Source organism: Pseudomonas sp. B1-22 (genome assembly GCF_050474425.1).
Lineage (GTDB): Bacteria > Pseudomonadota > Gammaproteobacteria > Pseudomonadales > Pseudomonadaceae > Pseudomonas.
In genome coordinates, this window is sequence record NZ_JBCHVH010000004.1 from 613,859 (window position 1) to 631,952 (window position 18,094).

19 protein-coding genes are annotated in these 18,094 nt (G+C 62.2%); all 19 read left to right on the forward strand.

Going from position 1 to position 18,094, the window contains the following annotated elements; genetic code table 11:
* Window positions 1-5: 5 nt before the first annotated feature.
* Entirely contained in the window at window positions 6-413 is a 408-nt protein-coding gene (gene rnpA / locus ACQ5BL_RS18395; protein ID WP_207884877.1) for a ribonuclease P protein component, read from the forward strand.
* Window positions 406-654: a membrane protein insertion efficiency factor YidD gene (gene yidD / locus ACQ5BL_RS18400; RefSeq protein WP_207884878.1), complete on the forward strand. Its 249-nt coding sequence runs from the start codon at window positions 406-408 to the stop codon at window positions 652-654. The genes rnpA and yidD overlap by 8 nt, the downstream gene beginning before the upstream one ends.
* 2 nt (window positions 655-656) lie before the next feature.
* Window positions 657-2,408, forward strand: coding sequence for a membrane protein insertase YidC (gene yidC / locus ACQ5BL_RS18405; protein WP_243807262.1), 1,752 nt, complete (start codon window positions 657-659; stop codon window positions 2,406-2,408).
* Between the two features lie 94 nt (window positions 2,409-2,502).
* Window positions 2,503-3,870, forward strand: coding sequence for a tRNA uridine-5-carboxymethylaminomethyl(34) synthesis GTPase MnmE (gene mnmE / locus ACQ5BL_RS18410; protein ID WP_243807264.1), 1,368 nt, complete (start codon window positions 2,503-2,505; stop codon window positions 3,868-3,870).
* Between the two features lie 548 nt (window positions 3,871-4,418).
* Window positions 4,419-6,311, forward strand: a complete 1,893-nt coding sequence (mnmG, locus tag ACQ5BL_RS18415; protein ID WP_243807275.1) for a tRNA uridine-5-carboxymethylaminomethyl(34) synthesis enzyme MnmG — start codon at window positions 4,419-4,421, stop codon at window positions 6,309-6,311.
* Entirely contained in the window at window positions 6,311-6,961 is a 651-nt protein-coding gene (gene rsmG / locus ACQ5BL_RS18420) for a 16S rRNA (guanine(527)-N(7))-methyltransferase RsmG (RefSeq protein WP_243807286.1), read from the forward strand. Before mnmG ends, rsmG begins: the two co-directional genes overlap by 1 nt.
* 18 nt (window positions 6,962-6,979) lie before the next feature.
* Window positions 6,980-7,768, forward strand: coding sequence for a ParA family protein (locus ACQ5BL_RS18425; protein WP_207884883.1), 789 nt, complete (start codon window positions 6,980-6,982; stop codon window positions 7,766-7,768).
* 17 nt (window positions 7,769-7,785) lie between these two features.
* Window positions 7,786-8,658, forward strand: a complete 873-nt coding sequence (locus tag ACQ5BL_RS18430) for a ParB/RepB/Spo0J family partition protein (protein WP_207884884.1) — start codon at window positions 7,786-7,788, stop codon at window positions 8,656-8,658.
* Window positions 8,659-8,808: 150 nt separating this feature from the next.
* Window positions 8,809-9,216, forward strand: coding sequence for a F0F1 ATP synthase subunit I (locus ACQ5BL_RS18435; RefSeq protein ID WP_207884885.1), 408 nt, complete (start codon window positions 8,809-8,811; stop codon window positions 9,214-9,216).
* 16 nt (window positions 9,217-9,232) lie between these two features.
* Window positions 9,233-10,102, forward strand: a complete 870-nt coding sequence (gene atpB / locus ACQ5BL_RS18440; RefSeq protein ID WP_207884886.1) for a F0F1 ATP synthase subunit A — start codon at window positions 9,233-9,235, stop codon at window positions 10,100-10,102.
* Between the two features lie 109 nt (window positions 10,103-10,211).
* Window positions 10,212-10,469, forward strand: a complete 258-nt coding sequence (gene atpE / locus ACQ5BL_RS18445; RefSeq protein ID WP_043256731.1) for a F0F1 ATP synthase subunit C — start codon at window positions 10,212-10,214, stop codon at window positions 10,467-10,469.
* 52 nt (window positions 10,470-10,521) lie between these two features.
* The gene (locus tag ACQ5BL_RS18450) at window positions 10,522-10,992 is read left to right on the forward strand and encodes a F0F1 ATP synthase subunit B (RefSeq protein ID WP_017518842.1); all 471 of its coding nucleotides are present in this window, start codon (window positions 10,522-10,524) and stop codon (window positions 10,990-10,992) included.
* Between the two features lie 12 nt (window positions 10,993-11,004).
* Window positions 11,005-11,541: a F0F1 ATP synthase subunit delta gene (locus ACQ5BL_RS18455; RefSeq protein WP_152227812.1), complete on the forward strand. Its 537-nt coding sequence runs from the start codon at window positions 11,005-11,007 to the stop codon at window positions 11,539-11,541.
* A gap of 18 nt (window positions 11,542-11,559) precedes the next feature.
* Window positions 11,560-13,104 (forward strand): F0F1 ATP synthase subunit alpha, encoded by a 1,545-nt coding sequence (atpA, locus tag ACQ5BL_RS18460; RefSeq protein WP_017518840.1) that lies wholly within the window; start codon window positions 11,560-11,562, stop codon window positions 13,102-13,104.
* 52 nt (window positions 13,105-13,156) lie between these two features.
* Window positions 13,157-14,017 carry a F0F1 ATP synthase subunit gamma gene (gene atpG / locus ACQ5BL_RS18465; protein WP_152227811.1) on the forward strand — a complete coding sequence of 287 codons (861 nt, stop codon included), beginning with the start codon at window positions 13,157-13,159 and terminating at the stop codon, window positions 14,015-14,017.
* Between the two features lie 30 nt (window positions 14,018-14,047).
* Window positions 14,048-15,424 carry a F0F1 ATP synthase subunit beta gene (gene atpD, locus ACQ5BL_RS18470; RefSeq protein ID WP_017518838.1) on the forward strand — a complete coding sequence of 459 codons (1,377 nt, stop codon included), beginning with the start codon at window positions 14,048-14,050 and terminating at the stop codon, window positions 15,422-15,424.
* A 40-nt stretch (window positions 15,425-15,464) separates the two neighbouring features.
* Window positions 15,465-15,890 (forward strand): F0F1 ATP synthase subunit epsilon, encoded by a 426-nt coding sequence (locus tag ACQ5BL_RS18475; RefSeq protein WP_207884888.1) that lies wholly within the window; start codon window positions 15,465-15,467, stop codon window positions 15,888-15,890.
* A 114-nt stretch (window positions 15,891-16,004) separates the two neighbouring features.
* Window positions 16,005-17,372 carry a bifunctional UDP-N-acetylglucosamine diphosphorylase/glucosamine-1-phosphate N-acetyltransferase GlmU gene (gene glmU / locus ACQ5BL_RS18480; protein ID WP_243807302.1) on the forward strand — a complete coding sequence of 456 codons (1,368 nt, stop codon included), beginning with the start codon at window positions 16,005-16,007 and terminating at the stop codon, window positions 17,370-17,372.
* 130 nt (window positions 17,373-17,502) lie between these two features.
* Window positions 17,503-18,090 carry a MarC family protein gene (locus ACQ5BL_RS18485; protein ID WP_207884890.1) on the forward strand — a complete coding sequence of 196 codons (588 nt, stop codon included), beginning with the start codon at window positions 17,503-17,505 and terminating at the stop codon, window positions 18,088-18,090.
* The last annotated feature ends 4 nt before the right edge of the window (window positions 18,091-18,094 follow it).

The window sequence follows — 18,094 nt, forward strand, 5'->3', positions numbered from 1 at the left end:
CACAGGTGGTGAGTCAAGGCTTCGACCGGGATAAGCGTCTACTGACAGCCCGGCATTTCACAGCAGTCTTCGACTCCCCCACCTCCAAGGTTCCCGGCAAGCACATCCTGCTGCTGGCGCGCGAAAACGGTCTCGATCACCCCCGCCTCGGCCTGGTGATCGGCAAGAAGAACGTCAAGCTCGCCGTCGAGCGTAACCGCCTCAAACGCCTTCTCCGCGAATCCTTCCGCCACAACCAGCAAAAACTGGCCGGCCTGGATATCGTGGTCATCGCGCGCAAGGGCCTCGGCGATCTGGAGAATGAAGAACTGCACCAGCAGTTCGGCAAACTCTGGAAGCGCCTGTTGCGCAATCGGCCCAGCCCGGAACCTACGACAGAATCTCCGGGAGTGGCCGACAGTTCCCATGCGTAGACTGGCGCTTCTACTGATCCAGTTTTACCGCTACGCCATCAGTCCCATGATGGGCAGGCACTGTCGTTTCTATCCCAGCTGTTCCTGCTACGCGCAGGAAGCCATCGAAATCCATGGCTTCCTGCGTGGTGGCTGGCTGGCCGCTCGTCGCCTCGGCCACTGCCACCCCTGGCACCCCGGTGGTTATGATCCGGTACCGCCAGCCCCATCCAAGACCGCCCCTTCCTCGACGGCCGAGTAATCATGGACATCAAACGTTCAATCCTATTCGTCGCCCTGGCAATCGTGTCCTATGCGCTGGTCCTCCAGTGGAACAAGGACTACGGCCAGCCTGAACTGCCAGCGCAGACCGCGACCTTCAACCAGAACGAAGGCCTGCCGGATACCTCCGTGCCTGCCGGCGGCGCGGCCAGCAATGCCGACGTACCGACCGCCCAGAATGCCCAGGCGGGCCTGCCCACCGAGCAGAAGCCGGCAGCCGTCAGCGACCAGCTGATCCGCGTGAAGACCGACGTACTGGACCTGGCCATCGACCCGCGCGGTGGCGACGTGGTGAAACTGGGCCTGACCCAGTACCCGCTGCGCCAGGATCGTCCGGACGTACCGTTCCCGCTGTTCGAGCGTGACAACCAGCGCACCTACCTGGCCCAGAGCGGCCTGACCGGCGCCAATGGTCCGGATGCTGCCGCCAGCGGTCGCCCGCTCTATGCATCGGCCAAAACCGTCTACGAACTGGCTGACGGCCAGGACCAGATGGTCGTCGACCTGACTTATGCACAGGATGGCGTCAGCTACATCAAGCGCTTCACCTTCCATCGCGGCCTGAAAGGCGACTGCAGCGACAAGGAAAAAGCGCAGAAGAAGCTCGAGTGCATCAACCCCAATGCCTATCAGGTCGGTGTGAGCTACCTGATCGACAACCAGAGCGGCAAACCCTGGAGCGCTTCGCTGTTCGCCCAGCTCAAGCGTGACGCCAGCGTCGATCCGTCCTCCACTACCGCCACCGGCGTGTCGACCTACCTCGGCGCTGCGGTCTGGACCCCTGAAAAGCCCTACGTGAAAGTGTCCATGAAGGACATGGACAAGGAGCAGTTCAAGGAATCCGTACAGGGCGGCTGGGTAGCCTGGCTGCAACACTACTTCGTCACCGCCTGGGTACCCGCCAAGGGCGACACCCACAACGTGATGACCCGCAAGGACGCCCAGGGCAACTACATCGTCGGCTTCACCGGTCCGAACATCACAGTTGCGCCGGGTGCCAAGGGCGAAACCAGCATGACCCTGTATGCCGGTCCGAAGCTGCAGACCTACCTGGGCGAGCTGTCCAAGGGCCTGGAGTTGACCGTCGACTACGGCCCGCTGTGGTTCATCGCCCAGCCGATCTTCTGGCTGCTGCAACATATCCACAACCTGGTGGGTAACTGGGGCTGGTCGATCATCCTGCTGACCATCGTCATCAAGATGGCCTTCTTCCCGCTGTCCGCCGCCAGCTACCGCTCCATGGCCCGCATGCGCGCCGTATCGCCGAAGATGCAGGCTCTGAAGGAGCAGCATGGCGACGATCGCCAGAAGATGTCCCAGGCGATGATGGAGCTGTACAAGAAGGAGAAGATCAATCCGCTGGGCGGCTGCCTGCCGATCCTGGTGCAGATGCCGGTCTTCCTGTCCCTTTACTGGGTACTGCTGGAAAGCGTCGAGATGCGCCAGGCCCCCTGGCTGGGCTGGATCGTCGACCTGTCGGTGAAGGATCCGTTCTTCATCCTGCCGATCATCATGGGCGCCACCATGCTGGTTCAGCAGATGCTCAACCCGACGCCGCCGGACCCCATGCAGGCCAAGGTGATGAAGCTGATGCCGATCATCTTCACCTTCTTCTTCCTGTGGTTCCCGGCCGGCCTGGTGCTGTACTGGGTTGTGAACAACTGCCTGTCCATCGCACAGCAGTGGTACATTACCCGTCAGATCGAGGGTTCGGCGAAGAAGGCCTCTGCCTGATCGCCCCTCCCGCCGATAGCCAAAACGCCCCCTCGTGGGGCGTTTTGCTATGTGGATAATTCTGCCCTCCCGAGAACACCGCGAGACCGCCGACATGAATGCAGCCCGTGAAACCATCGCCGCCGTCGCCACCGCCCAGGGCCGTGGCGGGGTCGGCATCGTCCGCGTCTCCGGGCCACGCGCCCGCGCCATGGCCATCACCCTCAGCGGTCGCGAGCCGCAGCCGCGTTACGCCCATTACGGGCCGTTCCACGCCGACGACGGCGACGTGATCGACGAAGGCCTGCTGCTGTATTTCCCCGGTCCCAACTCCTTCACGGGCGAAGATGTGCTGGAACTGCAGGGGCACGGCGGTCCCGTGGTGATGGACATGCTCCTGCAGCGCTGCCTGGAGCTGGGCGCACGCCAGGCACGCCCCGGCGAGTTCAGCGAGCGCGCCTTCCTCAACGACAAGCTCGACCTGGCCCAGGCCGAGGCCATTGCCGACCTCATCGAGGCCAGCTCGGCCCAGGCAGCACGCAATGCCGTGCGTTCGCTGCAAGGCGAATTCTCGCGCCGCGTGCACCATCTGACCGACCAACTGATCCAGCTGCGTATGTACGTCGAGGCCGCCATCGACTTCCCCGAAGAAGAAATCGACTTCCTCGCGGATGGCCACGTCCTCTCGCAACTGGATGCCGTACGCGCCGAACTGGCCGCGGTGCTGCGCGAGGCAGGCCAGGGTGCTCTGCTGCGCGACGGCATGACCGTGGTCATCGCCGGCCGTCCCAACGCCGGAAAATCGAGCCTGCTGAACGCCCTGGCGGGCCGTGAAGCCGCCATCGTCACCGATATCGCCGGCACGACCCGTGACGTCCTGCGCGAACATATCCACATCGACGGCATGCCATTGCACATCATCGATACCGCCGGCCTGCGCAGCACCGACGACCATGTGGAAAAGATCGGCGTTGAACGCGCCCTGAAAGCCATCAACGAAGCCGATCGCGTACTCCTGGTGGTCGACTCCACCGCACCGGAGGCCAGCGATCCCTTCGCCCTGTGGCCGGAATTCCTCGACAGCCGGCCCGATCCGGCCCACGTCACGCTGATTCGCAACAAGTCGGATTTATCCACAGAGGTCGTCGGTCTCGAAGAAAGCGCGGACGGCCACGTCACCATCACCCTGTCCGCCCGCTCCGGCAATGGCCTGGACCTGCTGCGTGAACATCTCAAGGCCTGCATGGGCTTCGAACAGACAGCGGAAAGCAGCTTCAGCGCCCGCAGGCGCCATCTGGAAGCCCTGCGGCAGGCCGGCGACAGCCTCGAGCACGGCCGCGCCCAGCTCACCCTGAGCGGCGCCGGCGAACTGCTGGCCGAGGACCTGCGTCAGGCCCAGCAAGCCCTGGGCGAAATCACTGGCGCCTTCACGCCGGATGATCTGCTGGGGCGCATCTTCTCCAGCTTCTGCATCGGCAAGTAATCCACAACACCCGCCTTCCTCGCCGGTGACGGAGCCATTCCGTCGCCGCGCCTCCCTCTGCCTGCAACTATCTCCGCGAAATATCTATCCACAGCGTCCTTAGCGGCATAACCCCCGTCATATCTAGCTTTCAGGACGAAAAAGCGGAATTTCACAGGCCTCCGTGAACCCTGTGGAAAACTCGCGTACAGCTAGGTTGACAACACCTGTCGCAAGCCGTGGATAAATCCACCTGTTGATAACATCATCCTTAATCCACAGGCTGAAAACCGGACATCCCCCGTCACCTGACAGCATCGACACAGGGTTGTTATCCCTTCAAACATCGATGAAACATGAGCTGCAGACGGTTATCCACAGAAAACGGCTTCACCATACATAAACACAAGCTCTAAAAAGATTTAAAAAATTCCCTCTCTTTTATTTTCTATAGAAGCTCACAGCACCGATTGGCTATTTTTTGTTCAGGTACCTTCAATCGAGAGCCCTAAGCCCCTATACTGTCCGGCTCTCTTATTTCTCCTTGATCAACAGGCACGAGGTGCGTGGTGGATTTCCCTTCCCGTTTTGACGTGATCGTGATCGGCGGCGGCCATGCCGGCACTGAGGCCGCGCTCGCGGCTGCACGCATGGGCGTGAAGACGCTGCTGCTCACCCACAATGTGGAAACCCTTGGCCAGATGAGCTGCAACCCCGCTATCGGTGGGATCGGCAAAAGCCATCTGGTGAAGGAAATCGATGCGCTGGGCGGCGCCATGGCACTGGCCACCGATAAAGGCGGCATCCAGTTCCGCGTTCTGAACAGCCGCAAAGGCCCGGCAGTGCGTGCAACTCGCGCGCAAGCTGACCGCATCCTCTACAAGGCGGCGGTACGCGAGATCCTGGAAAACCAACCCAACCTGTGGATATTCCAGCAGTCCTGCGACGACCTGATCGTCGAACAGGACCAGGTGCGCGGCGTGGTGACTCAGATGGGTCTGAAATTCCATGCAGATAACGTCGTCCTCACCGCCGGAACCTTCCTCGGTGGACTTATCCACATCGGTCTGGAGAACTACTCCGGTGGCCGCGCCGGTGATCCGCCATCCATCGCCCTGGCCAAGCGCCTGCGCGAACTGCCGCTGCGTGTCGGCCGACTGAAGACCGGCACCCCTCCACGCATCGATGGCCGCAGCGTCGACTTCAGCGTGATGACCGAGCAGCCCGGCGATACGCCGATCCCGGTGATGTCCTTCCTCGGCTCCAAGGAAATGCACCCGCGCCAGGTCAGCTGCTGGATCACCCACACCAACTCGCGGACCCACGAGATCATCGCCTCCAACCTCGATCGTTCGCCCATGTACTCCGGCGTGATCGAAGGTGTCGGCCCGCGCTATTGCCCGTCGATCGAAGACAAGATCCATCGCTTCGCCGACAAGGACAGCCATCAGGTCTTCCTCGAACCCGAAGGCCTGACCACCCATGAGCTGTACCCGAACGGCATCTCCACCTCGCTGCCCTTCGATGTGCAGCTGGATATCGTCCGCTCGATCCGTGGCATGGAAAACGCACACATCGTGCGTCCGGGCTACGCCATCGAGTACGACTACTTCGATCCGCGCGACCTGAAGTACAGCCTGGAGACCAAGGTCATCGGCGGTCTGTTCTTCGCCGGCCAGATCAACGGCACCACCGGCTACGAAGAAGCCGGCGCCCAGGGCCTGCTCGCCGGCACCAACGCCGCACTGCGTTCGCAAGGCCGCGACAGCTGGTGCCCGCGTCGTGACGAGGCGTACATTGGCGTGCTGGTCGACGACCTGATCACCCTCGGCACCCAGGAGCCGTACCGCATGTTCACTTCGCGTGCCGAGTACCGGCTGATCCTGCGCGAAGACAACGCCGACCTGCGCCTGACCGAGAAGGGGCGCGAACTGGGCCTGATCGACGACGAGCGCTGGGCGGTCTTCGAAGCCAAACGCGAAGGCATCGAGAAGGAAGAACAGCGCCTGAAGAGCACATGGGTTCGCCCGAACACGCCGCAGGGCGATGCCATCGCCGAGCGCTTCGGCACTCCGCTGGCTCACGAATACAACCTGCTGAACCTGCTGGCCCGTCCGGAAATCGACTATTTCAGCCTGGCCGAAGTGACCGGCGCCTGCGCGGAAGATCCGCAGGTCGCTGAACAGGTGGAAATTCGAACCAAGTACGCCGGCTACATCGACCGCCAGCAGGAAGAGATCGCTCGCCTGCGCGCCAGTGAAGACACCCAGCTGCCTGTGGATATCGATTACCAGAGCATTTCCGGTCTCTCCAAGGAGATCCAGCTCAAGCTGGGCAACGCCCGGCCGGAAACTCTCGGTCAGGCCGGCCGCATTCCGGGTGTGACCCCTGCGGCGATCTCCCTGCTGCTGATCCATCTGAAGAAGCGCTCCTCCGGCCGTCAGCTGGAGCAAAGCGCCTGATGTCCCTGGTCACTGCCCGCCACGCCGACGAACTCGCGCGTGGCATCCAGGCGCTCGGCCTGGAGATCGACGTCGCCACCCAGCAGCGACTGCTGGATTACCTGGCCCTCCTGGCCAAGTGGAACAAGGCCTACAACCTCACCGCTGTGCGCGATGTGGATGAAATGGTCTCGCGCCATCTGCTCGACAGCCTCAGCATCGTCGCCCAGTTCGAAGCCGCCGGCGGCGAGCGCTGGCTGGACGTCGGTAGTGGCGGCGGCATGCCCGGCATTCCGCTGGCCATCCTGTTCCCCGGCAAGTCCCTGACCCTGCTGGACAGCAACGGCAAGAAGACCCGCTTCCTCACTCAGGTGAAGCTGGAGCTCAAGCTCGATAACCTGCAGGTTATCCACAGCCGGGTCGAAGCCTTCCAGCCCGAACAGCCGTTCAACGGCATCGTCTCCCGGGCTTTCAGTAGCCTCGAAGACTTCACGAACTGGACGCGCCACCTCGGCGACGGCCGCACCAATTGGCTGGCCATGAAAGGCGTACACCCCAGCGAAGAGCTCGCGGCACTCCCGGAGGATTTCCGGGTCGAAGCCGAACACGCTCTGGCGGTGCCGGGTTGCCAAGGCCAGCGCCATCTGCTGATACTGCGCCGCACTGCATGACGGGGAGTGGGGGAAACCATGGCTAAGGTATTCGCGATCGCCAACCAGAAAGGCGGCGTCGGCAAGACCACGACCTGCATCAACCTCGCCGCTTCGCTGGTCGCCACCAAGCGTCGCGTGCTGATGATCGACCTCGATCCACAGGGCAACGCCACCACCGGCAGCGGTGTGGATAAGTTGTCCCTGGACCATTCCATCTACGACGTGCTCACCGGTGAATGCGATCTGGCCCAGGCCATGCAGTTCTCCGAGCACGGCGGCTACCAGCTGCTGCCCGCCAACCGCGATCTCACCGCGGCGGAAGTGGTGCTGCTGGAGATGGACATGAAAGAGCACCGCCTGCGCCACGCGCTGGCGCCGATCCGCGAGAACTACGACTTCATCCTCATCGACTGCCCGCCGTCGCTGTCGATGCTGACGGTCAACGCCCTGTCCGCTTCGGACGGCGTGATCATTCCGATGCAGTGCGAGTACTACGCACTGGAAGGTCTGACCGACCTGATGAACAGCATCCAGCGCATCGCCGAGCGGCTGAACCCGGCGCTGAAGATCGAAGGCCTGCTGCGTACCATGTACGACCCGCGCATCAGCCTGACCAATGACGTCAGCGCGCAGCTGCAGGAACACTTCGGCGACAAGCTCTACACCACCGTGATCCCGCGCAACGTGCGACTGGCCGAAGCACCCAGCTTCGGCATGCCGGCGCTGGTCTACGACAAGCAATCCCGCGGTGCCCTCGCCTACCTGGCGTTGGCCGGCGAGCTGGTGCGCCGCCAGCGTTCCGCCCGCAGCACCGCCACCGCCTAAACGATTAAGGAACCCGCATGGCCGCCAAGAAACGAGGTCTCGGACGCGGGCTGGACGCCCTGCTCAGTGGCTCCAGCGCCGCTACGCTGCAGGAAGAAGCCGTTCAGGTGGACAGCAAGGAGCTGCAACACCTGCCGCTGGACCTGATCCAGCGCGGCAAGTACCAGCCCCGCCGCGACATGGACCCGCAGGCCCTGGAAGAGCTCGCCCAGTCGATCAAGGCCCAGGGCGTGATGCAGCCGATCGTGGTGCGCCCGATCGACAAGGGCCGCTACGAGATCATCGCCGGCGAGCGCCGCTGGCGCGCCAGCCAGCAGGCCGGCCTGGACAAGATCCCGGCCATGGTTCGCGAAGTGCCGGACGAAGCTGCCATCGCCATGGCGCTGATCGAGAACATCCAGCGCGAGGACCTCAATCCCATCGAGGAAGCCGCCGCGCTGCAACGCCTGCAGCAGGAATTCCAGCTGACCCAGCAACAGGTCGCCGACGCCGTGGGCAAATCCCGCGTGACCGTGGCCAACCTGCTGCGCCTGATCGCCCTGCCGGACGAGATCAAGACCCTGCTGTCCCACGGCGACCTGGAAATGGGCCATGCCCGTGCACTGCTCGGTTTGCCGGAAAATCGGCAGGTGGAAGGTGCGCGACATGTTGTCGCACGCGGGCTCACGGTGCGTCAGACCGAAGCACTGGTGCGCCAGTGGCTCAATGCCCCCAGCGAACCTGTCAAACCGGTCAAGAGTGATCCGGACATCAGCCGGCTGGAACAGCGCCTGGCTGAGCGCCTGGGGGCTCCGGTGCAGATTCGCCACGGCCAGAAAGGCAAGGGACAGCTGGTGATCCGCTACAACTCCCTCGACGAACTCCAGGGCGTTCTCGCCCACATACGCTGATACGAACGTAGCATGTAGGGGTCGTCGGAAATCACTACCCGACGGTTGAACGGGTATGCGGCGCCCCCTATACTCTGCGCGCAATTTTGTCGGCACAAACTATGCCAAGTTGTTGATTTGCGAAGCCGACGCCAGAGGACTGTGAGACAGATGGAACCCCGCAAGCCCAATCGCCTGCCCTTCCATCGCCAACCGGCTTTCAGCCTGTTGCTCGTCCAACTGGTGGTGCTGCTTATCGGTGCAGCGGCCCTGTGGTTTGCCCAGGGATCGGTCGCGGGCTATTCCGGCCTGCTGGGTGGCCTGATTGCGTGGTTGCCGAATCTGTACTTTGCTCGCAAGGCGTTCCGCTACAGCGGCGCCCGTTCAGCCCAGCTGATAGTCCGGTCCTTTTATGCCGGTGAGGCGGGAAAACTGATTTTGACGGCAGTGCTCTTCGCACTGACGTTCGCAGGTGTGAAGCCGCTGGCGCCCCTGGCGCTGTTCGGCATCTACCTGCTGACTCTGGTAGTCAGCTGGTTTGCACCCCTGCTGATGCGAAACACATTTACAAGACCTTAGAGCGATTGAGGCAAACATGGCAGCAGAAAGCGCTTCGGGTTACATCCAGCACCACTTGCAGAACCTGACCCTGGGTCGTCTGCCGGATGGTTCCTGGGGGTTCGCCCACACCGCCGAACAAGCCAAGGAAATGGGCTTCTGGGCATTCCACGTTGATACCCTGGGCTGGTCCGTATTCCTCGGCCTGGTGTTCATCCTTATCTTCCGCATGGCAGCCAAGAAGGCCACCAGCGGTCAACCTGGCGGCCTGCAGAACTTCGTCGAAGTTCTCGTGGAGTTCGTCGACGGCAGCGTGAAGGACACCTTCCACGGCCGTAACCCGCTCATCGCACCGCTGGCGCTGACCGTGTTCGTCTGGATCTTCCTGATGAACCTGATCGACCTGGTGCCCGTGGACTTCCTGCCGCTGGCGGCTCAGGCGGCCACCGGTAACGAGCACCTGTTCTTCCGCGCCGTGGCCACCACCGATCCGAACGCCACCTTCGGCATGTCGATCGCGGTCTTCGCGCTGATCATCTTCTACAGCATCAAGGTCAAGGGCATCGGCGGCTTCCTCGGCGAACTGACCCTGCACCCGTTCCACAGCAGCAACATGGCGGTTCAGATCATCCTGATCCCCGTGAACTTCCTGCTGGAGTTCGTGACCCTGATCGCCAAGCCGGTATCCCTGGCACTGCGTCTGTTCGGCAACATGTACGCCGGCGAGCTGATCTTCATCCTGATCGCCGTGATGTTCGGTTCCGGCATCCTCTGGCTGGGCGGCATGGGCGTCGTGCTGAACTGGGCGTGGGCGGTGTTCCACATCCTGATCATCACCCTGCAGGCCTTCATCTTCATGATGCTGACCATCGTCTACCTGTCGATGGCCCACGAAGACAGCCACTGATCCAAAGATTCTGTACGCCCCTTCCCTCGCGGGAAGGGGTGAAAGAAGAGCTTCACCACCTTAACTTGCTTCACCTTTAACCAACACGACAAAAAAGTCGGGAGGAAAAATGGAAACTGTAGTTGGACTCACTGCTATCGCCGTTGCTCTGCTGATCGGTCTGGGCGCTCTGGGTACCGCCATCGGCTTCGGCCTGCTGGGCGGCAAGTTCCTGGAAGGCGCTGCTCGCCAGCCGGAAATGGTCCCGATGCTGCAGGTGAAAATGTTCATCGTCGCCGGTCTGCTCGACGCCGTGACCATGATCGGTGTTGGTATCGCTCTGTTCTTCACCTTCGCTAACCCGTTCATTGCTCAGGTTGCCCACTAATTTCCGAACAGCGGAAATCTGTGACTGAACAACGAACGAGCGAGGTATTGGCGTGAACATTAATGCAACTCTGATCGGCCAGGCCATCGCGTTCGCCATCTTCGTCCTCTTCTGCATGAAGTTCGTGTGGCCGCCGGTCATCGCGGCTCTGCACGAGCGTCAGAAGAAGATCGCCGACGGCCTGGACGCTGCCAACCGCGCGGCTCGTGACCTGGAACTGGCCCACGAGAAAGCGGGTCAGCAACTGCGCGAAGCCAAGGCTCAGGCAGCCGAAATCATCGAGCAGGCGAAGAAGAGCGCTAACCAGATCGTTGACGAAGCCCGTGATCAGGCCCGTGCCGAAGGTGATCGCATGATCGCCCAGGCCAAGGCCCAGATCGAACAGGAACTGAACAGCGTCAAAGACGCCCTGCGTGCCCAAGTGGGTGCCCTGGCTGTCTCCGGCGCCGAGAAGATCCTGGGTGCTTCGATCGATGCCAACGCGCAAAAGCAGCTGGTTGATCAACTGGCCGCCGAGATCTAAGCAGAGGGCGATATGGCAGAACTGACCACATTGGCTCGTCCATACGCGAAGGCGGCTTTCGAGTACGCCCAGGCTCATCAGCAACTGGCCGATTGGTCCGCTGCTCTGGGTGTGCTGGCTGCAGTGTCGCAGGACGACACCGTGCGCCAGCTGCTCAAGGAGCCCCAGCTGACCGCGGCAGCGAAAGCTGACGCGCTGATCGACGTGTGTGGCGACAAGCTCAATGCTCCGGCCCAGAACTTCGTCCGGACTGTGGCTGAAAACAAGCGGCTCGACCTGCTGCCGACCATCTTCGTGATGTTCGAGCAACTCAAGGCCGAGCAGGAAAAGCTGGTCGAGGTCGAGGTCACCAGTGCCTTCGCCCTGGACCAGGAACAGCAGGACAAACTCGCCAAGGCTCTCAGCGCCCGGCTCAGTCGCGAAGTGCGACTTCATGCGTCGGAAGACGCGAGCCTGATCGGCGGCGTGGTGATCCGCGCCGGTGACTTGGTAATCGATGGCTCGGTGCGCGGCAAAATCGCGAAACTGGCCGAAGCGTTGAAATCTTGAGTTTGAAGGGGCAGCGGCATGCAGCAACTCAATCCTTCCGAAATTAGTGAAATCATCAAGGGGCGCATCGAGAAACTCGATGTCGCTTCGCAAGCGCGTAACGAAGGCACCATCGTCAGCGTCTCCGACGGCATCGTGCGCATCTTCGGTCTGGCCGACGTCATGTACGGCGAAATGATCGAATTCCCGGGCGGCGTCTACGGTATGGCGCTGAACCTGGAGCAAGACTCCGTCGGTGCTGTGGTACTGGGTGAATACCAGGACCTCAAAGAAGGCATGAACGCCAAGTGCACCGGCCGCATCCTGGAAGTACCGGTTGGTCCGGAACTGCTGGGTCGCGTCGTCGACGCCCTGGGTAACCCGATCGATGGCAAAGGCCCGATCGATGCCAAGCTGACCGACGCCGTCGAGAAAGTGGCACCGGGCGTGATCTGGCGTAAGTCGGTAGACCAGCCGGTTCAGACCGGTTACAAGTCGGTCGACGCCATGATCCCGGTAGGCCGTGGCCAGCGCGAGCTGATCATCGGTGACCGTCAGATCGGTAAAACCGCTCTGGCCATCGACGCCATCATCAACCAGAAGAACAGCGGCATCCGCTGCGTCTACGTTGCCATCGGTCAGAAGCAATCGACCATCGCCAACGTCGTTCGCAAGCTGGAAGAAAACGGCGCCCTGGCCAACACCATCGTGGTTGTTGCCAGCGCTTCCGAATCCGCTGCTCTGCAGTACCTGGCTCCGTACTCCGGCTGCACCATGGGCGAATACTTCCGCGACCGCGGTGAAGACGCCCTGATCGTGTACGACGACCTGTCCAAGCAGGCCGTAGCCTACCGCCAGATCTCCCTGCTGCTGCGCCGTCCGCCGGGCCGTGAAGCTTACCCGGGCGACGTGTTCTATCTCCACAGCCGTCTGCTGGAGCGCGCTTCCCGCGTTTCCGAAGAGTACGTAGAGAAGTTCACCAACGGCGAAGTGAAAGGCAAGACCGGTTCTCTGACCGCCCTGCCGATCATCGAAACCCAGGCTGGCGACGTTTCCGCGTTCGTTCCGACCAACGTGATCTCCATCACCGACGGTCAGATCTTCCTGGAATCGGCCATGTTCAACTCGGGTATCCGTCCGGCCGTCAACGCCGGTATCTCGGTATCCCGTGTAGGTGGCGCGGCCCAGACCAAGATCATCAAGAAGCTGTCCGGCGGCATCCGTACCGCGCTGGCCCAGTACCGTGAACTGGCGGCCTTCGCCCAGTTCGCCTCGGACCTGGACGACGCGACCCGCAAGCAGCTGGAACATGGTCAGCGCGTTACCGAGCTGATGAAGCAGAAGCAATACGCGCCGATGTCCATCGCCGAGATGTCGCTGTCCCTGTATGCCGCCGAGCGTGGCTTCCTGCAGGACGTCGAGATCGCCAAGGTGGGCGCCTTCGAACAAGCGCTGATCGCCTACTTCCAACGTGAGAACGCCGCTCTGCTGGCGAAGATCAACGAGAAGGGTGACTTCAACGACGAAATCGACGCAGGCATCAAGGCCGGCATCGAGAAGTTCAAGGCCACCCAAACCTGGTAAGCCGCAGCGGGGGTCGCTAGCGGCCCCCGCCTGCTAAACCGATAGGTGTGAAATGGCAGGCGCAAAAGAGATTCGCAGCAAGATTGCGAGCATCAAAAGCACGCAAAAAATCACCAATGCCATGGAAAAGGTGGCGGTGAGCAAGATGCGCAAGGCACAAATGCGCATGGCGGCCGGCCGTCCCTACGCGGAGCGCATTCGCCAGGTGATCGGCCATCTGGCCAACGCCAACCCGGAATACCGTCACCCGTTCATGGTCGAGCGTGAAGTAAAACGCGTCGGCTACATCGTGGTGAGCTCCGACCGTGGCCTGGCTGGTGGCCTGAACATCAACCTGTTCAAGGCTCTCGTCAAGGACATGGGCGGGCAGCGCGATCGTGGCGCGGAGATCGATCTCTGCGTGATCGGCTCCAAGGGTGCATCCTTCTTCAAGAGCTATGGCGGCAACGTGGTTGCAGCTATCAGCCACCTGGGCGAAGAGCCGTCGATCAACGATCTGATCGGCAGCGTCAAGGTCATGCTGGATGCCTACCTGGAAGGTCGTATCGATCGCCTGTACGTGGTTTCCAACAAGTTCGTCAACACCATGACCCAGAAGCCGACCGTGGAACAGCTGATTCCGCTGGTGGCCGAGGACAATGCCGAGCTGAAGCACCACTGGGACTACCTCTACGAACCCGACGCCAAGGCCCTCCTCGACGGCCTGCTGGTGCGCTACGTGGAATCCCAAGTGTACCAGGCCGTGGTTGAGAACAACGCCTGTGAGCAGGCGGCCCGGATGATTGCAATGAAGAACGCTACCGACAACGCCGGTGATCTGATCAGTGGTCTGCAACTGATCTACAACAAGGCACGTCAGGCGGCGATCACCCAGGAAATCTCGGAAATCGTCGGCGGCGCTGCCGCGGTGTAAGAACAGGTTCAAAATTCAGAGGAACCAGACATGAGTAGCGGACGTATCGTTCAAATCATCGGCGCCGTGATCGACGTGGAATTCCCGCGCGATGCCGTGCCGAGCATCTACGAGGCCCTGAAAGTTCAGGGCGTCGAAACCACCCTGGAAGTTCAGCAGCAGCTGGGCGACGGCGTGGTTCGTTCCATTGCAATGGGTTCCACCGAAGGCCTCAAGCGTGGCCTGAACGTGGAAAGCACCGGCGCAGCCATCTCCGTCCCGGTCGGTACCAAGACCCTGGGCCGTATCATGGACGTGCTGGGCAACCCGATCGACGAAGCCGGTCCCATCGGCGAAGAAGAGCGCTGGGGTATTCACCGCGACGCTCCGTCCTACGCTGACCAGGCTGGCGGCAACGACCTGCTCGAAACCGGCATCAAGGTTATCGACCTGGTCTGCCCGTTCGCCAAGGGCGGTAAAGTCGGTCTGTTCGGTGGTGCCGGTGTAGGCAAGACCGTAAACATGATGGAGCTGATCCGTAACATCGCCATGGAGCACAGCGGTTACTCTGTGTTCGCGGGTGTGGGTGAGCGTACTCGTGAGGGTAACGACTTCTACCACGAGATGAAGGATTCCGGCGTACTGGACAAGGTAGCCCTGGTTTACGGCCAGATGAACGAGCCGCCGGGCAACCGTCTGCGCGTTGCACTGACCGGCCTGACCATGGCCGAGAAGTTCCGTGACGAAGGCCGTGACGTACTGCTGTTCATCGACAACATCTACCGTTACACCCTCGCCGGTACCGAAGTATCCGCACTGCTGGGCCGTATGCCTTCCGCAGTAGGTTACCAGCCGACCCTGGCCGAAGAGATGGGCGTTCTGCAAGAGCGCATCACCTCCACCAAGAAAGGCTCGATCACCTCGATCCAGGCCGTCTACGTTCCCGCGGACGACCTGACCGACCCGAGCCCGGCGACCACCTTCGCCCACCTGGACGCCACCGTCGTACTGTCCCGTGACATCGCCTCGCTGGGTATCTACCCGGCCGTCGATCCGCTGGACTCGACTTCCCGTCAGCTGGACCCGCTGGTCATCGGCCAGGATCACTACGACACCGCTCGTGGCGTGCAGTACGTTCTGCAGCGCTACAAGGAGCTGAAGGACATCATCGCGATCCTCGGCATGGACGAACTGTCCGAAGCCGACAAGCTGCTGGTGGCCCGTGCTCGTAAGATCCAGCGCTTCCTGTCCCAGCCGTTCTTCGTGGCTGAAGTATTCACCGGCTCGCCGGGCAAATACGTCTCCCTGAAGGACACCATCGCTGGCTTCAAAGGCATCCTCAACGGCGACTACGATCACCTGCCCGAGCAGGCGTTCTACATGGTCGGCGGCATCGAAGAAGCCATCGAGAAAGCGAAGAAGCTGTAATCCGTGCGCCCGGCAACGGGCGCTTACGTGAGGCAAGGGTATGGCTATTACAGTCCACTGCGACATCGTCAGCGCCGAAGCGGAGATCTTCTCCGGTCTGGTCGAGCTGGTCGTCGCGCACGGCGCCCTGGGTGATCTGGGTATCGCTCCGGGCCACGCGCCGCTGATCACCGAGCTCAAGCCGGGTCCGATCCGCCTGGTGAAGCAGGGTGGCGAGCAGGAGGTGTACTACATCTCCGGCGGCTTCCTCGAAGTGCAGCCGAACATGGTCAAGGTTCTCGCCGACACCGTGATTCGCGCAGGCGACCTCGACGAAGCGGCTGCCCAGACCGCACTGAAGGAAGCTGAGAAGGCTCTGCACTCCAAAGGTGCCGAGTTTGACTACAGCTCCGCCGCAGCCCGCCTGGCCGAAGCCGCAGCGCAACTGCGCACGGTCCAGCAGGTTCGCAAGAAGTTCGGCGGCTAAGCCGGCGCGAAGCCCTCGGGCTTTAGCGACAAATGGGAAAAGGGTAGCCTTGGCTACCCTTTTTCTTTTTCTACACCCGGGGTTCTCCCCGCTCACCAGGACGGTCTGTCATTCATGTCCCTCGAAATCGTCATTCTCGCCGCTGGCCAGGGCACGCGTATGCGTTCGGCCCTGCCGAAAGTCCTTCACCCGGTCGCTGGCAAGCCGATGCTCGCCCATGTGATCGATACCGCGCGCACGCTCAGCCCTTCCCGTATCCATGTGGTGATCGGGCACGGTGCGGAGCTGGTACGGGAACGACTGCAGGCGGACGACCTGAATTTCGTGATCCAGGAGCAGCAGCTCGGCACCGGCCATGCCGTAGCCCAGGCTGCCCCCTTCCTGAGTGCGGACAAGGTGTTGATCCTCTACGGCGACGTGCCGCTGATCGAGCAGCCGACCCTGGAGCGTCTGATGGCCCAGGCCAGTGCTGAACAGCTGGCGCTGCTGACCGTCGAACTGGACGATCCAACCGGCTACGGCCGCATCATTCGTGACGCCGCTGGCGAGGTACAGGCCATCGTCGAGCAGAAGGACGCGTCCCCCGAGCAGCGCGCCATCCGCGAAGGCAACACCGGCATCCTCGCCGTGCCGCGCGAGCGTCTGGCCGGCTGGCTGTCGCGCCTGTCCAATGCCAACGCCCAGGGCGAGTATTACCTCACCGACGTGATCGCCATGGCGGTCTCCGATGGCCTGCGCGTCGCCACCGCGCAGCCGCAGGCGGCCATGGAAGTCCAGGGCGCCAACGATCGCCTGCAACTTTCCGAGCTGGAGCGCTTCTTCCAGCAGCGTGTGGCGCGCCGCCTGATGGCCCAGGGCGTGACCCTGATCGATCCGGCGCGCTTCGATGTGCGTGGTGAGGTCAGTGTCGGCCGCGACGTGCAGATCGACATCAACGTGATTCTCGAAGGCCAGGTGGAAATTGAGGACAACGTACAGATCGGCCCGAACTGCTATATCAAGGACAGCACCCTGCGCCGCGGCGCCATCATCAAGGCCAACTCGCATCTGGAAGGCGCCCATGTCGGTCCGGACAGCGATGTCGGCCCGTTCGCCCGCCTGCGTCCGGGCAGCGTGCTGGAGCGCAAGGTGCATGTGGGTAACTTCGTCGAGCTGAAGAACGCCCACCTGCAGGACGGCGTGAAGGTCGGTCACCTCACCTACCTGGGCGACACCGAAGTCGGTGCGCGCACCAACATCGGTGCCGGCACCATCACCTGCAACTACGATGGCGCCAACAAGTGGCGCACCACCATTGGCGAGGACGTCTTCATCGGCTCCAACAACTCGCTGGTAGCACCTGTGGATATCGGCGCCGGCGCTACGACTGGCGCAGGTTCCACCGTGACCGCAGAGGTTCCGGCCGGCACCCTGGCGGTGGGTCGCGCCAAGCAGCGCGTGATCGAAGGCTGGAAGCGTCCGGAAAAGATCAAGAAGTCCTGACGCTTCGCAAATCCGCCTGTGGGTAAGTTTTTATTCACAGGCGGGACTACGCTATCTCGTTATCCACAGACGATTCCCGAACCGCGCGCCGCTCGGGCCGGGGCGTCTTTCCTGCCGGAGTTTCCCGATCATGCTCGGCGTCGCCGTCCTGATCTTCCTGATCACCGACCCGTTCGGCAACATCGCGGTGTTCCTCGCCGCCCTGAAATCCGTCCCGGCCGAACGCCGGCTCAAGGTCGCCCTGCGTGAACTGTTGCTCGCCCTCGGTCTGCTGCTGATCTTTCTCACGCTGGGCGAGCACATCCTCACCGGCCTCGGGCTGACCAAGGAAGCTACCGGGATCGCCGGCGGCATCATTCTCTTCGTGGTCGCCATGCGCCTGATCTTCCCGACCCCGCAGGGCGTGCTCGGCGACATGCCCGACAGCGAGCCGCTGCTGGTGCCCCTGGCCACCCCGGCGGTGGCGGGCCCCTCGGCGCTGGCCATGCTGATCACCCTGCGCACCACCTACACTGGTCCCTTGTGGGAGTTGTATCTGGCGGTGATCCTGGCCTGGGCGGCGACGGCCGTGATCCTGTTGCAGGCCTCGTTCCTCCAGCGCTTCCTCGGTCCGCGCGGGCTGACCGCAGTGGAGCGACTGGCCGGCATGCTGCTGATCATGCTCAGCGTGAACATGCTCCTGCAGAATCTGCGCAGCGTCCTGCACATTGCAGCGTGAGTGA

Excerpts from the sequence above, each read along its gene's own strand:
- ACQ5BL_RS18475 (WP_207884888.1), top strand. The coding sequence starts at position 15,465 with ATGGCTATTACAGTCCACTGCGACATCGTCAGCGCCGAAGCGGAGATC.
- atpE (WP_043256731.1), top strand. The coding sequence starts at position 10,212 with ATGGAAACTGTAGTTGGACTCACTGCTATCGCCGTTGCTCTGCTGATC.
- atpG (WP_152227811.1), top strand. The coding sequence starts at position 13,157 with ATGGCAGGCGCAAAAGAGATTCGCAGCAAGATTGCGAGCATCAAAAGC.
- ACQ5BL_RS18435 (WP_207884885.1), top strand. The coding sequence starts at position 8,809 with ATGGAACCCCGCAAGCCCAATCGCCTGCCCTTCCATCGCCAACCGGCT.
- atpD (WP_017518838.1), top strand. The coding sequence starts at position 14,048 with ATGAGTAGCGGACGTATCGTTCAAATCATCGGCGCCGTGATCGACGTG.
- ACQ5BL_RS18455 (WP_152227812.1), top strand. The coding sequence starts at position 11,005 with ATGGCAGAACTGACCACATTGGCTCGTCCATACGCGAAGGCGGCTTTC.
- rsmG (WP_243807286.1), top strand. The coding sequence starts at position 6,311 with ATGTCCCTGGTCACTGCCCGCCACGCCGACGAACTCGCGCGTGGCATC.
- atpA (WP_017518840.1), top strand. The coding sequence starts at position 11,560 with ATGCAGCAACTCAATCCTTCCGAAATTAGTGAAATCATCAAGGGGCGC.
- atpB (WP_207884886.1), top strand. The coding sequence starts at position 9,233 with ATGGCAGCAGAAAGCGCTTCGGGTTACATCCAGCACCACTTGCAGAAC.
- ACQ5BL_RS18485 (WP_207884890.1), top strand. The coding sequence starts at position 17,503 with ATGCTCGGCGTCGCCGTCCTGATCTTCCTGATCACCGACCCGTTCGGC.
- ACQ5BL_RS18430 (WP_207884884.1), top strand. The coding sequence starts at position 7,786 with ATGGCCGCCAAGAAACGAGGTCTCGGACGCGGGCTGGACGCCCTGCTC.
- yidD (WP_207884878.1), top strand. The coding sequence starts at position 406 with ATGCGTAGACTGGCGCTTCTACTGATCCAGTTTTACCGCTACGCCATC.
- glmU (WP_243807302.1), top strand. The coding sequence starts at position 16,005 with ATGTCCCTCGAAATCGTCATTCTCGCCGCTGGCCAGGGCACGCGTATG.
- yidC (WP_243807262.1), top strand. The coding sequence starts at position 657 with ATGGACATCAAACGTTCAATCCTATTCGTCGCCCTGGCAATCGTGTCC.
- mnmE (WP_243807264.1), top strand. The coding sequence starts at position 2,503 with ATGAATGCAGCCCGTGAAACCATCGCCGCCGTCGCCACCGCCCAGGGC.
- ACQ5BL_RS18425 (WP_207884883.1), top strand. The coding sequence starts at position 6,980 with ATGGCTAAGGTATTCGCGATCGCCAACCAGAAAGGCGGCGTCGGCAAG.